The sequence below is a fragment of the Peribacillus frigoritolerans genome, assembly GCF_001636405.1.
In the GTDB taxonomy this organism is placed as follows: domain Bacteria; phylum Bacillota; class Bacilli; order Bacillales; family DSM-1321; genus Peribacillus; species Peribacillus frigoritolerans.
Genome location: NZ_KV440950.1, coordinates 1947444 through 1966296, shown reverse-complemented (window position 1 = coordinate 1966296; position 18853 = coordinate 1947444). Strand labels below are relative to the sequence as shown.

Annotated in this window: 14 protein-coding genes, 1 other RNA gene and 1 other annotated feature; of the genes, 3 read left to right on the top strand and 12 right to left on the bottom strand. The window is 44.4% G+C overall.

Annotation, left to right across the window (positions count from 1 at the left end):
• Window positions 1-87: 87 nt before the first annotated feature.
• Window positions 88-849: a tRNA threonylcarbamoyladenosine dehydratase gene (locus A6755_RS09610; protein WP_034308767.1), complete on the bottom strand. Its 762-nt coding sequence runs from the start codon at window positions 847-849 to the stop codon at window positions 88-90.
• A 111-nt stretch (window positions 850-960) separates the two neighbouring features.
• Window positions 961-2109: a M20 family metallopeptidase gene (locus A6755_RS09605; protein ID WP_343929275.1), complete on the bottom strand. Its 1149-nt coding sequence runs from the start codon at window positions 2107-2109 to the stop codon at window positions 961-963.
• Between the two features lie 84 nt (window positions 2110-2193).
• Between A6755_RS09605 and A6755_RS26615 the strand changes: the two genes are divergently transcribed.
• Window positions 2194-2406 carry a hypothetical protein gene (locus A6755_RS26615; protein ID WP_134402116.1) on the top strand — a complete coding sequence of 71 codons (213 nt, stop codon included), beginning with the start codon at window positions 2194-2196 and terminating at the stop codon, window positions 2404-2406.
• 57 nt (window positions 2407-2463) lie between these two features.
• On the opposite strand, the gene ssrS is transcribed toward A6755_RS26615, so the two are convergent.
• From ssrS to A6755_RS27015, 4 genes are all read right to left on the bottom strand, one after another.
• A non-coding RNA gene (ssrS, locus tag A6755_RS09600) (6S RNA) lies at window positions 2464-2649 on the bottom strand.
• A gap of 86 nt (window positions 2650-2735) precedes the next feature.
• The gene (aspS, locus tag A6755_RS09595) at window positions 2736-4505 is read right to left on the bottom strand and encodes an aspartate--tRNA ligase (protein WP_053535813.1); all 1770 of its coding nucleotides are present in this window, start codon (window positions 4503-4505) and stop codon (window positions 2736-2738) included.
• A gap of 12 nt (window positions 4506-4517) precedes the next feature.
• The gene (gene hisS, locus A6755_RS09590) at window positions 4518-5789 is read right to left on the bottom strand and encodes a histidine--tRNA ligase (protein WP_063590525.1); all 1272 of its coding nucleotides are present in this window, start codon (window positions 5787-5789) and stop codon (window positions 4518-4520) included.
• A 100-nt stretch (window positions 5790-5889) separates the two neighbouring features.
• Window positions 5890-6126: a binding site (T-box leader), on the bottom strand.
• Window positions 6127-6205: 79 nt separating this feature from the next.
• Complete coding sequence (locus A6755_RS27015) at window positions 6206-6379, bottom strand: hypothetical protein (protein WP_034308777.1); 174 nt, start codon at window positions 6377-6379, stop codon at window positions 6206-6208.
• Between the two features lie 129 nt (window positions 6380-6508).
• Here A6755_RS27015 and A6755_RS09585 point away from each other — a divergent pair, with 129 nt between their 5' ends.
• Window positions 6509-8278 (top strand): N-acetylmuramoyl-L-alanine amidase family protein, encoded by a 1770-nt coding sequence (locus A6755_RS09585; RefSeq protein ID WP_063590524.1) that lies wholly within the window; start codon window positions 6509-6511, stop codon window positions 8276-8278.
• Between the two features lie 64 nt (window positions 8279-8342).
• Here the strand turns inward: A6755_RS09585 and dtd are convergent, their stop codons facing one another.
• From dtd to A6755_RS09555, 6 genes are all read right to left on the bottom strand, one after another.
• On the bottom strand, window positions 8343-8786 hold the full coding sequence (gene dtd / locus A6755_RS09580) for a D-aminoacyl-tRNA deacylase (RefSeq protein ID WP_053535817.1): 444 nt from the start codon (window positions 8784-8786) through the stop codon (window positions 8343-8345).
• Window positions 8787-8801: 15 nt separating this feature from the next.
• On the bottom strand, window positions 8802-11000 hold the full coding sequence (locus tag A6755_RS09575) for a RelA/SpoT family protein (protein ID WP_034308787.1): 2199 nt from the start codon (window positions 10998-11000) through the stop codon (window positions 8802-8804).
• A gap of 318 nt (window positions 11001-11318) precedes the next feature.
• A complete protein-coding gene (locus A6755_RS09570) occupies window positions 11319-11831 on the bottom strand; it encodes an adenine phosphoribosyltransferase (RefSeq protein ID WP_034308789.1) in 513 nt (170 codons plus the stop codon).
• Window positions 11822-14197: a single-stranded-DNA-specific exonuclease RecJ gene (gene recJ / locus A6755_RS09565; RefSeq protein WP_063590523.1), complete on the bottom strand. Its 2376-nt coding sequence runs from the start codon at window positions 14195-14197 to the stop codon at window positions 11822-11824. Before recJ ends, A6755_RS09570 begins: the two co-directional genes overlap by 10 nt.
• A 145-nt stretch (window positions 14198-14342) precedes the next feature.
• Complete coding sequence (gene secDF / locus A6755_RS09560) at window positions 14343-16604, bottom strand: protein translocase subunit SecDF (RefSeq protein WP_063590522.1); 2262 nt, start codon at window positions 16602-16604, stop codon at window positions 14343-14345.
• A gap of 196 nt (window positions 16605-16800) precedes the next feature.
• Entirely contained in the window at window positions 16801-17106 is a 306-nt protein-coding gene (locus tag A6755_RS09555) for a post-transcriptional regulator (RefSeq protein ID WP_034308797.1), read from the bottom strand.
• Window positions 17107-17276: 170 nt separating this feature from the next.
• Here A6755_RS09555 and spoVB point away from each other — a divergent pair, with 170 nt between their 5' ends.
• Window positions 17277-18839 (top strand): stage V sporulation protein B, encoded by a 1563-nt coding sequence (gene spoVB / locus A6755_RS09550; RefSeq protein WP_063590521.1) that lies wholly within the window; start codon window positions 17277-17279, stop codon window positions 18837-18839.
• Window positions 18840-18853: the final 14 nt, after the last annotated feature.

Genomic DNA, 18853 nt, shown 5'->3' with positions numbered 1-18853 from the left:
TATGATATGGATAAAAAAGTTATTTAAAGGAATATCTTCTATTCGCCACAAAAAAAACTGACCCTTTATAGAGTCAGTTGATTTTTATCAATCATTTACACGGCGAACTTCAATGTCTTTCAATATATCATTGATCACCCAACTTGCTGCAATTAAGCCCGCAACGGATGGTACGAAAGCATTCGAAGACGGAGGCATTTGGGCTTTACGGATTTTTGCCTCATCATTGCCGACTTCTTTCCGCACATCCTCCCGAATGACAATAGGGCTCTCGTCGGAAAAGACAACGGGAATTCCCTTTGTTATGCCCTCTTTACGCAATCTAGTACGAATGACCTTGGCAAGCGGATCGGTATGCGTTTTGGAGATATCGGCAATTTGAAAACGCGTCGGGTCCATCTTATTAGCGGCCCCCATGCTTGAAATCACCTTGATATTCCGTTTGAGGCACTCCTTCATCACATGTATCTTGTAAATGACCGTATCCGATGCATCAATGACATAGTCCAAGCCATAACTGAAGAATTCTTCAAACGTCTCTTCTGTATAGAACATTTTAAGAGCGATCACTTCGCAGTCAGGATTGATATCTTGAATGCGATTTTTCATCAATTCCGCTTTCGGTTGACCGACTGTTGATAATAGAGCATGGATCTGCCTATTTACATTTGTGATGTCGACATCGTCTTTATCCACAAGAATAATACGGCCTACCCCGGAACGTGCCAATGCTTCGGCTGAAAATGAACCGACGCCTCCAACACCCAGGACTGCAACGGTCGTATTTTTCAGTATATCGATTCCTTCCTTGCCAATTGCCAATTCATTTCGTGAAAACTGATGCAGCATATATATTCAACTCCAATAAATTCTGTTCTTATTTAGCTTCCCAATTAACAATATATCATAAACATCATTAATGACAAGCGAAATATGAGCAGTCTAATCGGAATTAGTGTGCTAGGTCATTTTTGATAATTTTTGAATGACTGTTGCCAATAGGAGTGTCCTTTCCGTAAGGCTGGGAATTTCCAAATACTCCTCTTCACTATGTGCATTCCCTCCAATGGGCCCGAGTCCATCCACTGTCGCGATTCCCAAATCAGAAGTGATGGAAGCATCCGAACCTCCACCCGTGGCCGTATCCTTGATTTCGATGCCGATTTCCTTCCCAGCCTGGCGGATCATCTCTAAAAGCAAGTTCGTTTTTTCATTCTTTTCCATGGGAGAGCGGTCCATTTTCCCGCTTAATGTCGTTTTCGTTCCTGGAATATAGGTTTCCGCACATATTTTTTTTAGTTGCTTGAGGATGACGGCTTCCTGCCTTTTTTCCGAAATCCGCACATCCACAAAGGCAGCCGCATGGGAAGCAATCATATTGACAGCGGAGCCCCCTTCAATTTTGCCGACATTCACGCTGATTCCTTTCTGCTGATCATTCATTCGATGTAAGGCGATGATCTTATGGGCCAATTCTTCAATTGCACTTCGTCCCTTTTCCGGCTCGATCCCTGAATGGGCGGCCACCCCCGCAATATCCACTTTAAACTGACCGCAGCCCCTTCTTGCCGTTACAAGCGAACCGTCCGTCCTTGCCGGTTCAAGAATTAGCGCAAACTTCTTATTGGCCGCTTTTTCCGATATGAGTGAAGCGGAGGACGGAGACCCGATCTCCTCATCACTATTAAGAATGATCTGGACATGCTTATAGCCTGTCTGCCCCGTCTGTTTCAGGCAAAGGATCGCATAAAAAAGCTCAACCAAACTAGACTTCATATCCGCCACACCGGGACCGTATGCCCGATTTCCCTTCACTTTAAAAGGACGTTTTTGCGCTGTCCCCTCCGGAAAAACCGTATCCATATGAGCAACGACCAGAATATGCGGTTGATGCGCATCACGATGCTGGATGAGCAGCTGATTGCCATAATTCTGCTGCTCAACGGTATCCACAATAAAATCCAGGCTTTCAAATTTCGTTTTCAAAATCGAACCAATTTCATCAATACCCTTTTTCGTATGAGAACCACTATCTATATTCACTAGCCGCTCCACTAATTGAAGCATTTCCATCCTCTTTGCATACAATAAATCTTTCAAAGCCCTCACTACTTTCTATCCTTGGCTGACTATTGCTCAACCTTACTATAATTTACGATTCTATATTGCGGAGTGTTACTTAAATCGGAATATTTGAAGTTTATTCGCTGGTTTTTAGTTGTTTTCTTTGAGTATGGGGTCTTTATTCGTGAGTCTGGATCGTTTACTCGTGAGTTTCCGCTGTTTACTCGTGAATTTGCACCATTTACTCGTGAGTTTGCGGCATTTACTCGTGAATTTGGCTCTTTTACTCGTGAATTTCCGCCATTTACTCGTGAGTTTGTGCAAAGTTTACTCGTGAGTTAACTATTTTAATGCACAAAAAAACCCATGTTATTTAACATGAGTTGCTTTGTAAGGTGTAAGAGTCCCAATTGTGCCGTTTACGCCTTTGTTTTGAACCCGCTCTCCGCAGGTGGGTGCTCGGTTCCTCGCGTTTGTAAGTCCTCTTCGAGGGAGGCTTTTACGCGGCCAGGAAACTAGTGCTCCCGGTAACTATAAGTGTTCGGTCAAAACTTATAGGTTAAAGAACGAACACATCAGGACTCTTACTTATTGAAAACATCATAGCATAATGCTTAACTCTATTTCAAGGAAAAACACATAGGTATTTTTTCATATTTTTCCCAAATGAATTATTTTTTAAGTGCAGCAAGCCTTAGGTTAAGTTCGGCCAATTGCTTGTCACTTACGGTACTCGGTGCGTCAACGAGCAGGTCGCTTGCGCTTGCTGTTTTCGGGAACGCGATGGTGTCGCGAAGGTTCGTGCGGCCTGCAAGCAGCATGACCATGCGGTCCAGTCCAAGGGCGATTCCGCCGTGTGGTGGCGTTCCGTATTCGAATGCATCCATTAGGAAGCCGAATTGTGCGTTTGCTTCTTCTTCGGAGAATCCAAGAACTTTGAACATTTTTTCCTGAACGTCGCGTTCGAATATCCGCAGTGATCCACCGCCAAGTTCGTAGCCGTTCAAGACAAGGTCATATGCTTGTGCACGGACGCTTGCTGGGTCTGATTCCAGTTTGTCCATGTCTTCACGGAATGGCATTGTGAATGGATGGTGTGCTGCATAGTAGCGTCCTTCTTCTTCGTCATATTCAAGTAATGGCCAGTCCGTCACCCATAGGAAGTTGAATTTGCTTTGATCGATCAAGCCTCTTTCTTTACCAAGCTTGATGCGAAGTGCTCCAAGTGCATCTGCGACTATGCCTTTCTTATCCGCCACGAATAGGATTAAATCGCCCACTTCAGCTTCCAATGCAGATACTAATTGCTCTTGATCTTCTGCGAAGAATTTTGCGATTGGCCCTTTTACACCGTCTTCTTCAACTTTTAGCCATGCAAGGCCTTTAGCACCGTAGATCGCTGCAAATTCAGCCAAGCCATCAATGTCTTTACGGGAATAATCCGCATTTCCGTCCTTAACGACGATTGCCTTAACTTGTCCTCCGCTTGCAACAGCACCGGTGAACACTTTGAAATCACTGTCTTTGACGATTTCGGAAACATCTTTAAGTTCCATTCCGAAACGTGTATCCGGTTTGTCGGAACCGTAACGGCTCATCGCTTCGTTGTAAGTCATTCGAGGGAATGGCAGTGTTACGTCCAATCCTTTTACGTCTTTCATCACTTTAGCCATCATGTTTTCTGCCGTGTTAATGATATCTTCTTGGCTCATGAAGCTTGTTTCAATATCGATTTGCGTGAATTCAGGCTGTCTGTCAGCACGTAAGTCTTCATCACGGAAACAGCGGGCAATTTGATAATAACGTTCGAAACCGGATACCATCAATAGCTGCTTGAAGATTTGCGGTGATTGCGGAAGTGCATAGAACTCCCCTTCGTGTACGCGGCTAGGCACTAAATAATCACGTGCTCCTTCAGGTGTACTTTTTGTTAAGATAGGTGTTTCGATATCAAGGAAGCCTTCACCGTCCAAGTAATCACGGATCGCTTTTGTTGTTTTGTTGCGCATTTTCAATGTTTCGAACATTGCCGGACGACGCAGGTCCAGATAACGATATTTCAAGCGGATGTCTTCTGATACATCCGTTCTTTCATCAATGATGAATGGAGGGGTCTTTGCTTCGTTTAAAATTGTAACGTTTTCGGCTTGAACTTCGACGGTCCCTGTTGTTACGTTCGGATTGAAGTTGGCCTCGTCACGTTTGATGACGGTCCCTTGGATATCAAGGACGTATTCATTACGGATTTTTTCGGCTGTGGCAAGCGCGTCTGCCGAAATGTCCGGATTGAAAACGACTTGGACGACTCCGCTTCTGTCACGTAGGTCGATAAAGATGACCCCGCCCAAATCCCGGCGTTTTTGTACCCATCCTTTTAATGTTACTTTTTCACCAATTGCTGCTTCTGTCACTTCACCATTGAAGTATGTTCTGCCAAACATGGTATTTCCCCCTTAAGCCTGTAGCTTTTTGAATTGTTCAACGAATGTTGCAAGATCCATTTGGACTTGTTCACCGGTTTCCATGAACTTTACATTGATTTTATTATTTGCCAATTCATCATCCCCAAGTGTCGCCACATATCTTGCTTCGAGGCGGTCGGCTGATTTGAATTGCGCTTTCACTTTACGATCTTGATAGTCTTTTTCGACGGTAAAACCGGCATTCCGCAATTGATGGGCAAGTTTGACGGTATAATCCTTGGCTGTTTCACCTAGTGAGACAAGATAGCAGTCAATTCCCTTTTTGATCGGAAGCTCGATGTTTTCTGCTTGGAGGGCAGCAATCAGCCGTTCAATGCTAAGTGCAAAGCCGATTCCCGGTGTTTCCGGTCCGCCAAGTTCTTCAGACAGCCCGTTATAACGGCCGCCGCCGCAAAGTGTAGTGATGGCGCCAAAGCCTTCTGCATCACTCATGATTTCAAATGCGGTATGATTATAGTAATCCAAGCCCCTCACTAGAGTCGGATCTTCGACGAAATCGATTTCCAAATCGGTTAAGTGCTGTTTCACCTTTTCGAAATAAGTACGGGATTCATCATTTAAATATTCAATGATGGAAGGAGCCGTGTTCATCAATTCGTGATCGTGATCCTTTTTGCAATCCAGGATACGCAATGGATTTTTTTCAAGGCGGTTTTGACAATCGCCGCAAAACTCGCCGATGCGTGGTTCGAAATGTTTGATTAACGCATTGCGATGCGCTGTCCGGCTTTCCTTATCACCAAGGCTGTTGATGACTAGCTTCAGCTTTTTCAAACCAAGTTCCTTGTACAGGTTCATCGCAAGTGACAGAACCTCTGCATCGATTCCGGGATCCTTACTTCCTAAAGCTTCGATGCCGAATTGAACGAACTGGCGGAATCGACCTGCTTGCGGACGTTCGTAACGGAACATCGGCCCGATATAATAAAGCTTGACCGGTTGATTGGCCCACCCGAACATTTTGTTCTCGATATATGACCGTACAACCGATGCGGTGCCTTCCGGACGAAGGGTTAAGTTCCTTTCACCGCGATCTTGAAATGAATACATCTCTTTTTGAACGATATCGGTTGTATCTCCAACACCGCGTAAAAATAATTCCGTGTGCTCAAAAATCGGTGTGCGGATTTCTTTATATTGGTAACGGTGACAAATATCACGCGCTGTGTTCTCGATATACTGCCAAATTTCCGTTTGGCCAGGCAATAAATCCTGGGTACCTCTAGGAATCTGAATAGACATATGTGTTTCCTCCTTTAAAGCAAAGCGGCCTTTCTTATCCGGCACGCTATACTGATTTTTTTTCCAAACAAAAAACTCCCGCCCCTTGTAACGTTATGTTACAAGGGACGAGAGTTTGGATATCCCGTGGTGCCACCCTAGTTGAAGCACAAAAAAAGTGCCCCCGCTCAAAAACAGTTAACGCCTGTTTTACGTCCATCTCCTATTAAGTAAATCCGTTCGGAGTGAAGCCTACGGAGGGTTCTTTCATTAAGTCATCATGTGGAATGCTTTCAGCCTCGGCATTTCCTCTCTTTTCATGTGTTTCTTAATTACTCTTCTCCATCATTGGTTATTGCAGTAATAAGTCTGATATTTTATAATCATACGGACGTTAACATCAAATGTCAAGGCAGACTGAGGATTTTTGTCGCATTTTACTGGTTCAATCGTTTTTTCAAATTTTTGATCGTCCGGACATTGACCCCGAATTCGGATGCCAATTCAACAAGGTTTGCGCTTTGTTCCTTTTGGATGAAATCGTGAAAATCGACACCCAGTACTTGGTTGCCTCCGCTTAAGCTCGTTTGATCTTTTTCGCTGAATTTCATGTGGTTTCCCTCCTACAGTTATATAAGCTATATTCTTTCCTAAAAAAAATGTTTTTTGCACAGGGAAAGAGGGAAATTTTCATTGAACGAGAATACATACATATAGACATTAAAAGGGAGAGACAACTTATGAAGAAGAAATCGGGTTTATTCGGCCTGACACTGATGCTGATATTCTCAGCGATTTTCCCCGTCCATCACGCTTTTGGAAAAGATGATGGGGAAAATATCGTGACGACCCAAGTGGTCAATGTCCGTGAAGGTGCAGGTCTCAGTTTCCCTATTATAAAAAAACTGTCAAAAGGGGAATCGTATCCCATTCTGAATGAAGATGGCGACTGGATTGAAATCCGGATTGGCACCGGCAAAACGGGCTGGGTTGCCAATTGGTTAGTGGAGAGACAATCAGGGTCTGATACCAATCAGGTCAAAAAGGAATCCGGACAAGGGACGATATCAGGCAGCTCCGTCCGTGTCCGAACAGGTCCCGGCACTACATTTCAAACGGTTGGGTCCTTGAGTAAAGGAACTTTTGTTGACATCATTGAAAAGAATGAGAATTGGATAAAGGTCAAAACGGCGGATATCGAAGGCTGGGTCTCTGCTGACTACATAACACTTCCCTCCGCATCGGAAAAAGCAGCGAAGAAAGATTCAACTAGGGAAAAAGGAACGAATCAATCCGTAAAAACCGGAGTAACTTTGGTGGACCGGCTCAATGTCCGTTCGGAACCGTCTACAAACAGTGCCGCTCTCGGAAAGCTGAATAAAAATACGTCAGTGACCGTCTACAGGGTTGAAAATGAATGGGCCGAAATTGATTTCCAAGGAACCCGCGGTTGGGTAGCTGAACCTTACATACAAGTAAGCGAAGATCATGTTGATATTAAAAAGGAAACGGAAGGCGCTACTGCAAGGGTGACCGCCACGGGTTTAACTGTCAGGAATGAAGCCTCGCTCTCAAGCAAGGTCATCGGTTCGGTCAACAAGGATGAGACTTACGCTGTGCTCCAAACAAAGGGAAATATGACACAGATCAAGCTCTCCGGTTCGAAAAAGGGCTGGGTCGTGAGTTGGTATCTGGAAAAAGAGAATGTTGAGCAAACGTCGAAGGAAAAAAAGGTTGATGTAAAAGGAAACAAGATTACCATCATTCATGATGGTACGATCCTTAGAAATGAGCCGGATGGCGACTCGGGGATTGTAGAGCAGGCCAATGCAGGTGAAACGTTCACGGCATCAGGTATGGAAGGCGACTGGTATTCCATTAAACTAAAGGGCGGAAAAACAGCTTATGTGGCCGGATGGATCGTGACGATCGAAGGGAATGCCGAGCAGATCCAACGACCTGGAGTTGAGAAATACCTAAAGGATAAAACGATTGTGATCGATCCCGGACATGGCGGCAGGGATAGCGGTACAATCGGGGTCGGTGGAACACTTGAGAAAAACCTGACGATTCGAACGGCAGAATTGCTGCGGGACAAACTTCAAGCGGCAGGAGCTAAAGTGATCCTGACCAGAAGCGGAAATACCTATATTCCACTTCCTTCCCGGGTCAGCACTTCTCATATACATAACGCGGATGCTTTCATCAGCCTCCATTATGATAGCACCAAGGACCAGATCACCAGCGGGATAACCACATACTACTATCATGACTACCAGCGTGCATTGGCGGCTACTCTGGCCAATTCACTCGGTTCAACCATGCAGGTGCCCAATCGCGGATCACGATACGGGAATTATCATGTTACCCGTGAAAATAAACGGGTAGCTACACTCATTGAACTAGGTTATTTAAGTAATCCAGTGGAAGAATTGACATTAACATCGAATGAGTATCAAGAAAAAATCACATCGGCCATCTATAATGGCTTGGCACGGTATTTTAAATAAGGACTAGAAAAGCCAGCTTCGTATCGAAGCTGGCTTTTCTACAAAAAAAACCTGCCGCAGCAGGTCATTTTTTGCTTTCGAGTATTAATGTGACGGGACCGTCATTAGTAAGCTGAACATCCATCATGGCACCAAATTGACCTGTTTCCGTATGGACGCCTTTTTTGCGGAGTTCCTCGTTAAATGCTTCATATAATTCATTCGCCTCTTCAGGACGGGCGGCGTCCATGAAGTTCGGTCGACGCCCTTTACGGCAATCGCCGTATAAGGTAAATTGTGAAACGGATAAAATCGAACCTCCCACATCCAATAGTGAGTGGTTCATCTTTTCATTTTCATCTTCAAATATTCTTAGATTGACAATCTTTTCGGCCAAATAGGCGGCGTCATCGATCGTATCTCCATGGGTGACACCAACCAATAGGACGAGACCGCTGTCGATTTGTCCGATTATTTGGTCTGCGACAACTACTTTTGCCGCTTTGGAACGTTGTAAAACAACACGCATGGCAATAAAAACTCCTTAGTTCATGATCCTTCTAACGGAATAAACATCTGAAATTTGTTTAATACGGTCGACAACCTTTTGCAAATGGGCAATGTTATGAATATAAATCGACATGTGAATGGTCGCCACCTTATTCCTGTCGGATTTACCCGAGACCGCTGAAATGTTGGTCTTGGTTTCATTGACGGCTTGAAGGACTTCATTCAATAAGCCGCGACGGTCATATCCGCTGATTTCAATTTCCACGATGTATTCCTTACGTTCGTTAATCGTACTTTCCCATTCAACCGGTACAAGGCGATGATCGGCATCCCCGCTATCCAGGTTCGGGCAATCTTGCCTATGAACTGAAACTCCACGGCCTTTGGTTATATAACCAACGATTTCGTCCCCTGGTACTGGGTTGCAACAGCGTGATAAGCGGATAAGCAGATTATCAATCCCTGGTACCTGTACGCCCGAGTCACGTTTTTTAGATGTATTCGAGAAGGTTTTCAGATCGGCTACCGCTTCAGAAATATCCGCTTCTTGCTCGACCATTTTCTGCTTGCGCCATTTTTCGGTAAGGCGGTTAGCTACCTGAAGGGCTGTTATTCCGTTATATCCAACTGCCGCATACATATCCTCTTCATTCAGGAAGTTGAATTTATCCGCAACACGCCTGATATTTTCGGCAGCCAGGATTTCCTTCAGGTCGAACTCCATATCCTTGATTTCCTTTTCAACAAGCTCTTTGCCTTTTTCGATATTTTCTTCCCGGCGCTGCTTCTTGAAAAATTGGCGGATCTTATTTTTCGCTTGAGATGTTTGCGTTAGTTTAAGCCAATCCTGACTTGGGCCATATGAATGCTTCGATGTTAAGATTTCTATGATATCGCCAGTTTTCAGTTTATAATCCAGCGGTACCATTTTCCCGTTCACTTTGGCACCAATCGTTTTGTTCCCGATTTCCGAATGAATCCGGTAAGCGAAATCAATCGGGTTGGATCCTGATGGCAGTTCGATGACATCGCCTTTTGGAGTGAAAATGAATACCATATCAGAAAAAAGATCTATTTTAAGGGATTCCATGAATTCCTCGGCATTAGTCGCATCATCCTGGAATTCAAGAATTTCCCGGAACCATGTCAATTTTTCTTCCAGTGAAGGCTGTTCACCGACATCTTTTCCCTCTTTATAAGCCCAGTGCGCAGCAACCCCGAACTCGGCAATGCGATGCATATCGGAAGTACGGATCTGCACTTCCAGCGGATCGCCTTTCGGTCCGATCACCGTCGTATGGAGCGATTGATACATATTCGGCTTCGGCATCGCGATATAGTCCTTGAATCGGCCAGGCATCGGTTTCCAGCATGTATGGATGATCCCTAAAACGGCATAGCAGTCTTTTATGCTATTGACGACGATCCGAACGGCAAGCAAGTCATAAATTTCGCTGAACTGTTTATTCTGCAATGCCATTTTGCGATAAATGCTGTATATATGTTTCGGCCTGCCGGATAGGTCAGCCTTAATGTTGACTTCCTCAACGTTTTTACGCACTTCATCAATGACTTCTTCCAGATAGTTTTCACGTTCTGCACGCTTTTTCTTCATCAGGTTGACGATTCGGTAATACTGCTGAGGATTCAAATACCTTAGTGCAGTATCTTCCAGTTCCCATTTAATCGTGCTGATACCAAGACGATGGGCAAGCGGTGCGAAGATCTCCAACGTCTCGTTCGATATCCTTCTCTGCTTTTCCTGCGGCAGATGCTTCAATGTCCGCATATTATGCAGTCTGTCCGCAAGCTTGATCAAGATGACCCGTATATCCTGGGCCATCGCCACGAACATTTTCCGATGGTTTTCCGCCTGTTGCTCCTGCTGTGATTTGTATTTGATTTTCCCTAACTTGGTCACGCCATCCACAAGCATGGCGACTTCAGGACTGAAATTTTCTTCAATATCCTTCAAAGTGATCTCCGTGTCTTCAACAACATCATGTAAAAAACCTGCCGCAATGGTTGCAGGGTCCATTTCAAGATCAGCCAGAATGCCCGCCACTTGAATCGGATGAATAATATACGGCTCTCCCGATTTACGGAATTGTTCTCGGTGAGCATACTCTGCATACTTAAACGCTCTATGAATAAATTCAGCTTCTTCCGGCTGAAGATATAAGCTGGCCCGTTCTACAACCTGCTCGGCAGTCAATATTTGATCATTAGCCATTTAATCACCTTAACCCCACTTTAACTGCCACCGGATATGATCCGGATTGAGTATGATTGGTAGCACTTCCCTTTATTCTGCAAAACGTGACAATTTTTGCGAAAAAAAATAAATCCGCTTAAACGGATAAAAGTGCAAATAAACTTATTAGCAGAAAAACTCTTTATTATTACTATTATCGAAAAAAAAGGCAAGGATGTAAAGAGTTAAACGTGTATTTTATTAAGAATAGTGCATTTTTTCACTGGAAATTCGACAAAATCCAGCTAAAATGGGAAAAACAGAAAGAGAGCACCCTGGTCAGAGTGCTCTCCTTTATTAAAAGCTCATTAATGTCAAGACATCATAGCCGTCTAATTTATCTTTTCCATCCAAGTCAGTCAATTCAATAAGGAAGGCAATCCCTGCTACAATTCCGCCAAGCTGTTCAACCAACTTGATCGTCGCTTCGATTGTTCCCCCGGTAGCAAGCAAATCGTCCGTAATCAGGACACGCTGTCCCGGTTTAATGGCATCTTTATGGATTGTCAATACATCCTTGCCGTATTCTAAACCATATTCGACTTTTATCGTTTCACGTGGAAGTTTTCCTTCTTTTCTCACTGGCGCGAAGCCCACTTCCAATGAGTATGCGACTGGACATCCGATAATGAATCCGCGTGCTTCCGGCCCGACCACCAAGTCGATATTTTTATCGCGAGCATACTCGACGATTTGGTCTGTTGCGTATTTATAAGCTGCGCCGTTATCCATTAATGTTGTAATATCTTTGAAGACGATACCCGGTTTTGGCCAGTCTTGCACAATTGTTACATATTGCTTTAAATCCATTGCTTTGTTTCCTCCTCAAGGTCTGTTGCCTCATGAACTAAATAATGATTGAACCAATCGAATAATTGCTGATAGGAAGAATAAACAAGCTCTTGTTCAAGCTCAAATTGCTCTTTCTTTCTTGTATACGATTCAGATTCACTGAAATCGCGTTTTTTCGCATTGGTTGTGAGCATAATTAACCCATTTTCTATTGTAACAAAATCAAGCTCAAAAAACACCTTAGAAATGAAATCCACTGTATCTCTTGACCAGCCGCGATATTTGGCCAGGTCATCACCATATCTTTTCACATCAAGCGGACCCTTCTTGGCAAGGAAGGCATAAAACCATTTAAAATGATCCCTTGTCGGCATCGTACTTAAGAAATGGTCCTGTTCATGGGAAAAATGAGCGTAGATACGGGAAGGGTTCTTTTTGGCAATCACCCGTTTCAAATATTCCCTGGACGGCGGCATGTCCATGAGCACCAAATGCCCTTCGAAGCAGTCGAGCTGCTCAGCATCCAGTTCTTTCTCGATATGAACGAGATCTGGATGGTTTTGCAAAAATGGATATCTGCTATAAATATCTTCCGAGAAAATGACGATCTTCCGGTTTTGTGCAGGAATGTCGGCAAGCCACTTCTCTGCCTGTCCCTTGCCGCGGTAATCGAATAACTGCCAATGGTCCACCGAGACATCCTGGACAAAGATCTGGGGCTTTTTCATATTATTCCACTCATTGATGGAAAGCTCTCCAATCACCGAAACTTCAGCGTGCGGAGCTATTTCATCGACAAAATGACCGAGACCGAAGCCCACACCGTCAAGTTTGTGTTTTTCACCATCTTCCAGCTGAACCTTCAAGTGATTTTGGTTGGCACCAATTTTGCGGACACTTGATAGTTGTACGGAATCTATCAAAATCTTCGGCTTGGGATTCGTAACCCCAAATGGTGCAAGCAAGCTCATTTCCTGAATCGTTTGAATGGAAACTTCAGCTAAAGTCGTAGCACCGTCCAAGTTTGTAATCGGTGTGAAGTCCTCTTCGTTCAGTTCTTCCTTCGCAATCAAGTTCATGCGGTCCCTAAGCTCCTGAACATCCTCTATTTTCAACGTCATTCCAGCTGCCATAGGATGTCCACCGAAATGAGGCAGCATTTCACGGCATTGGGAAAGACTTTGAAAAAGATCGAAACCAACGATGCTCCGAGCAGAACCTTTAGCTAATCCCTTATCCCGATCATAGCTCAATACAATCGTCGGCCGGTAAAAGCGTTCAACAAGTTTAGAGGCCACAATCCCCACAACTCCGGCATTCCAGCCTTCCCTGCCGATGATGAGCACGCCATTGGACTCCGGCGGGAAGTTTTCCTCAACTTCAGCAATCGCTTCCTCAGCCATTGCTGCAACCATTTCCTGCCGCTCTTTATTGATATCATTGATTTCATTAGCAAGTTCCATTGCTTCTTCGAGACTTGCGGACATCAATAAATCAACAGCGGGATCGGCATCTCCAAGGCGGCCGACAGCATTGATCCTCGGTGCCATTGCAAAGCCGATCGATTCTTCATTCAATGCTTCCTGCTGAACATTCGCCACTTTCATTAACGCAACAAGTCCCGGGCGGCGAGTCAATCGTAACTGCTCGATGCCTTTAGCAGCAATGACGCGGTTTTCCCCTTGTAAAGGCACTAAATCCGCTATCGTCCCGATTGCCGCAATTTCTAGCAAATCTTCAGGCAATTCCCCAAGCAAGGCGTGTGCAAGCTTAAATGCGACCCCTACTCCGGCCAGGTCTTTAAATGGATAGGTACTGTCCTCAAGTTTAGGATGGATGATCGCCAATGCCTCAGGCAATTGCGGTCCCGGTTCATGGTGATCGGTCAAAATATAATCCATGCCCAGCTCGGCGGCAAGTTTCGCTTCAGCGACTGCGGAAATTCCGGTATCTACGGTTATTAATACCTTCACACCTTGCTCGGCTGCAAGGCGGAATGCCATCGGATTCGGACCATATCCTTCAGTAAACCGATTCGGGATATAAAAATCAACATCGGCCCCCAATCTCGTCAGCGCAGTCATCATTACGGTGGTCGATGTCACGCCATCCGCATCATAATCACCGAATATACGTATTTTTTCTCCATTTTGAATCGCTTCTTTTATTCTATATACTGCTTTATCCATATCCTTCAATAAAAATGGGTCATGAAAAGTTTGATTTTTTACAAATAAAAACGATCGGGCACTTTCAATCGTATCCAGGCCTCGATTCACAAGCAGGGCTGCAACCAAAGGTGTGATATGAAGCTCTTCAGCTAGTACAGCAACTTTGTTTTCATCGGCAGTTCGCAAGTTCCACCGGGTTTTTGGCTTTAACATTTATTCACCCCTCAACCTACTCATTATACAAAACGAATATACCAGTTTCAATTTTATTTTAAACTCATAATTGGCTGTAATTCCCTATTCAATAAGCTAGTTCAACAAAAAGAAGGCTGGCATCACGCCAGCCCCCTTTCACCTTTTAAACTTGTCCTTCAAGACTTTGTTTCTTTTCTTTTGCGGTATTCAGCGGACCTTTCTTCCTCAATTCCCTGATTTTCAAATCAAGCCAGAATTGGGAAGCGATCAATAGCGATGAATACACGCCGCATATTAAACCGATAAACAGGGCAATGGAGAAGTTACGGATAGCTTCACTGCCGAAGATCATCAACGCGATGACCGTAATGAGAACGGTCAGAACCGTATTAATGGATCTCGTCAGCGTTTGCCTGATACTGACGTTCACAATGTTCTCAAGTTCTTCGACGGTTTTTACTTTACGGCTGAAGCGCAGGTTTTCACGAATACGGTCAAAGGTTACGATCGTATCATTGATCGAATAACCGACGATCGTCAGAACCGCAGCAATGAAGGTGATATCCACTTCGAGCCGGAGCAAGCTGAAAATCGTGATGATGAAGAATGCATCATGTATAAGCGCGACCACGGCAGGTACAGCCATTCGCCATTCAAACCGTATCGATACATACAATATGATTCCGATTGAGGCAATCGCTAACGCAAACATGGCATTTTTCGCAAGCTCTTTTCCTACTGTCGGTGATACGGTGCTGACATTCGGTTCTGCTCCGTGATTTTTCTTGAAATGGTCCTTCAATTCAGCAATCTCTTGCTTATCGAGGACACCGACTGTCCGAACGACAGCATTTTTATTGTCTTGTCCAGCGAGCCTGACATCCTTGATATCATCTTCGTCGATACCAACCTTTTCCATTTCGTCATTGACTTGCTGAGTCGTCAAGACATCTTTGGACGCAATCTCGATTCGGGTGCCGCTCGTGAAATCAATCCCAAGATTCAATCTGAAGACGAGCAGGAAGATGATCCCGATAATGGTGACACCGATTGAAATGCCGTAAAAAACTTTCCGATGTTTCACGAAATCGATTTTATCAAAGCGTGTTGGCAATGACATTAAATCCATTTTCTCGGATAAATCGTGAATATTTTTCTTCTTCACGCCAAACCATCCAGTACGTTTGTCCAGGAACCCGCTATTCACCCACAGGCTCATGAAGAGGCGTGTACCATAAACGGCTGTAATGAAACTCATTAAGATCGAAATGATCAAAGTGGTGGCAAACCCTTTAACCGAGCTTGTACCATAATAGAACAGTACGGCCGCAGCCAGCAGGGTCGTTAAGTTGGCATCCGTGATTGTAGCAAGTGAATTCTTGGTACCTTCTTTATATGCTGCCTTAACCGATCTGCCAAGTTTCAATTCATCCCTGATTCGCTCATAAGTTATGATATTGGCATCGACAGCCATCCCGACTCCGAGAACCAATGCCGCAATACCTGGCAGCGTAAGGACCGCATTCATCCAATCAAACACTAATAGCGTCAAGAAAATGTAGATGCTTAAAGTGACGACTGCAATGAATCCCGGGAAGCGGTAATACACAAGCATAAAGATGAAAACAAGTGCAATTCCGATGATTCCTGCAAAAATGGTATCATTCAGTGCACCCGCACCGAATTGGGCACCTACTGAAGTGGAGTACTTTTCTTTCAAATCTACAGGCAGGGCACCTGCATCCAGAAGGTCTGCAAGCTCTTTCGCTTCATCCACTGTGAATTGACCGGTAATATACACCTTCTTCGTATTGAAAACTTCACTTACAGCTGGAGCTGAAATCATATTGTCCTGTGAAGCTGTATCCTTAATGGAATCTTTTCCTTCCTCGAAATCCAGCCAGATTGCCAGTACATTGGTCGGACTTTCCATCGAGGAGATTTTTTGAGTGATTTCTTTAAACTTATTCACGTCTTTCAGCGTGACTTCGACAACCGGTTTATTATCTTGGAACGTTTGTTTCGCGCCGCCTTCTTTCAGGTCGGCACCGGTCATCATTTCCTTATCGTTGTAATCACGGAAGGATAATTTAGCTTGTGTAGAAAGGATTTCCCGAGCATTGTTTTGGTCTTTGACACCAGCCAATTGAACGCGGATCCGGTCTTTCCCTTCTATTTGAATGTTTGGTTCGCTAACACCCAACACATTGACACGCCGCTCAAGTGAGCTTACTGTAGCCCGTAAAACTTCCGGGGTGATCTTTTCCCCAGACAGCGGTTTTACTTCATATAACACTTCAAACCCGCCTTGAAGATCAAGACCCAGCTTGATATCCTTTAGGATTCCTTTTGAAGTCGTACCCATCGCTGCGAAAATCAAAAGTGCGATTAGAAAAAACGCAACGATCCTGCTTCTTTTTACCATTATGTAGTAGGCCCCTTTCTATAATACGCCTGTTCCTGAAGTTAAAAAAACTGTCATTTTTTGTTTATATGATAACTGCATACACTATGCTTTTTGAGAAAAAAGACACAGCTTTCCATACTTTTTCCAAAAAAAGCATAACCATATCTATTATGAGTCATATACAAACAGCTGTCAATTTAAGTATATCTTTGCGTTATTCTTTCAAAAGCTCCTTCAGTTCCTCTTCGGAAAGCGGCTCGAATAGGTTCGGTGATTTATAAGCTTCGACCATTTGGAAGGTCATGAACTGGTTGCTCGAAAATGTCACGATATCTGCGACAAGTTCATGAAGGTGAATGTTTTCCTGCGGGCGCTTCCATTTATTTTTGGTTAAGGTTCCCCATATGTCTTCCTCTGTTACGGCATTCAATCCGACCATTTGGAATTCCTCGCGCTTACTCTTCAAAAATGGACGCACCTTTAGATAATACCTTTGATAGGGATGATTCTTTTTTGCCATCATTTTGCCTCCAGTAAAATGATTCTCAAATGAATGCGCATTTTCTTAGAAGGGTTTCTTATCATTTGTTAGAACGCAAACAAACACTTTTGTCATGCTTTGTCCAAGTACAAGCATATAGATAATTGTATAGCATAACCGCTTTTTTGAGAAGGCAGGGAGGGAGTTCAATGTCCAAATTTTTAAAAGGGACGCTGATTTTATTAATCGCAAGCCTGATTACAAGGGTTCTTGGTTTCATTAACCGTATTGTCATCGCCCGCTTCATCGGCGAAGAAGGCGTTGGTTTATATATGATGGCTTTACCGACACTCTTTCTCGTCGTGAACATAACCCAGTTAGGCCTGCCAATCGCCATTTCGAAATACGTGGCCGAAGCCAATGCAAGGGGTGATGAACGGAAAATCAAGAAAATCCTTGTCGTCTCTTTGGCATGCACCTTTACTCTATCGATGATTTTCACTCCTGCGATGCTGCTTTTCGCACCGGTTCTATCAGAATACCTATTCACGGACGGACGGACATTATGGCCGCTCATGGCGATTGCCCCAATCGTCCCGATCATTGCCATTTCATCCGTACTGCGCGGTTATTTCCAAGGCAAGCAAAATATGAAGCCCTTCGCTTTCTCACAAGTTATCGAACAGGTGGCCCGAATCACTTTCATAGCCGTCCTGACCAAGGCCTTTTTGCCATACGGTATCGAATATGCGGCAGCCGGGGCAATGCTTGCATCGATTATCGGTGAGCTCGTCTCTCTCATTTACTTATTGACCAGCTTTAAAATAAAGAAACATTTTAAGTTCAGAAAGGGTTTCTTCAATAATGTCAAATCGGGAAAAGGAACGTTCACCGAATTGATGGGGATTGCCCTTCCTACCACCGGAAGCAGGATGATTGGATCGGTATCGTGGTTTTTCGAACCGATAGTGGTCGCCCAGAGTTTGGCACTTGCCGGGGTCACCGCGGCCGCAGCCACCAGTCAATACGGGGAGTTGACTGGATATGCTCTGCCTTTACTTATGCTTCCTTCCTTCGTTACATCATCATTGGCGACAGCACTTGTCCCGGCAGTGAGCGAAGCCCGTACGACCGGAAACTTTTTACTCGTTGAACACAGGTTTCAACAAGCCCTGAAAATCACCTTCATCACAGGCTGTTTAGCTATCGTCATTCTGTTCATCTTTGCCGAACCGATATTGCAAGTCATGTATGGATCTTCGCATGCTGCCGTTTTCATTAAATTCCTGGCGCCTTTTTTCATCCTTTATTACTTTCAATATCCGCTGCAATCCATGCTGCAAGCACTGGACCTTGCAAAGGCTGCAATGTTCAACAGCCTGGCTGGGAACATCCTTAAAATCGGTGTGATCTGTCTTCTGGCTTCAAAGGAAAGTTTCGGGATCATGGGAGCCGCAATCGGGATAGCTGTCGGTACGATGCTCGTTACTTTCCTGCATTTTTCAACCGTGCTGAAGGTCGTCCCTTTCACGCTTCATTTCCGAAGCTATATCTCAGCTCTTGTCCTTGCTTTAATTTCAGGATGGGGCGGTTATTATCTTTATCAATTCCCGCTCTCCTCACAGCCTATCGGCATACGGCTTTTGCTTTCCGTAACCGTCGTTATCCTGCTGTTCACATTTTTCCTGCTCATGACCGGCAGCATAAAAAAGGCCGATCTGATCAGGATTCCTGTAGTGGGCGGCTATTTGTCAAAATTGGCTTGGAAATAAAATGAACCGAAGCA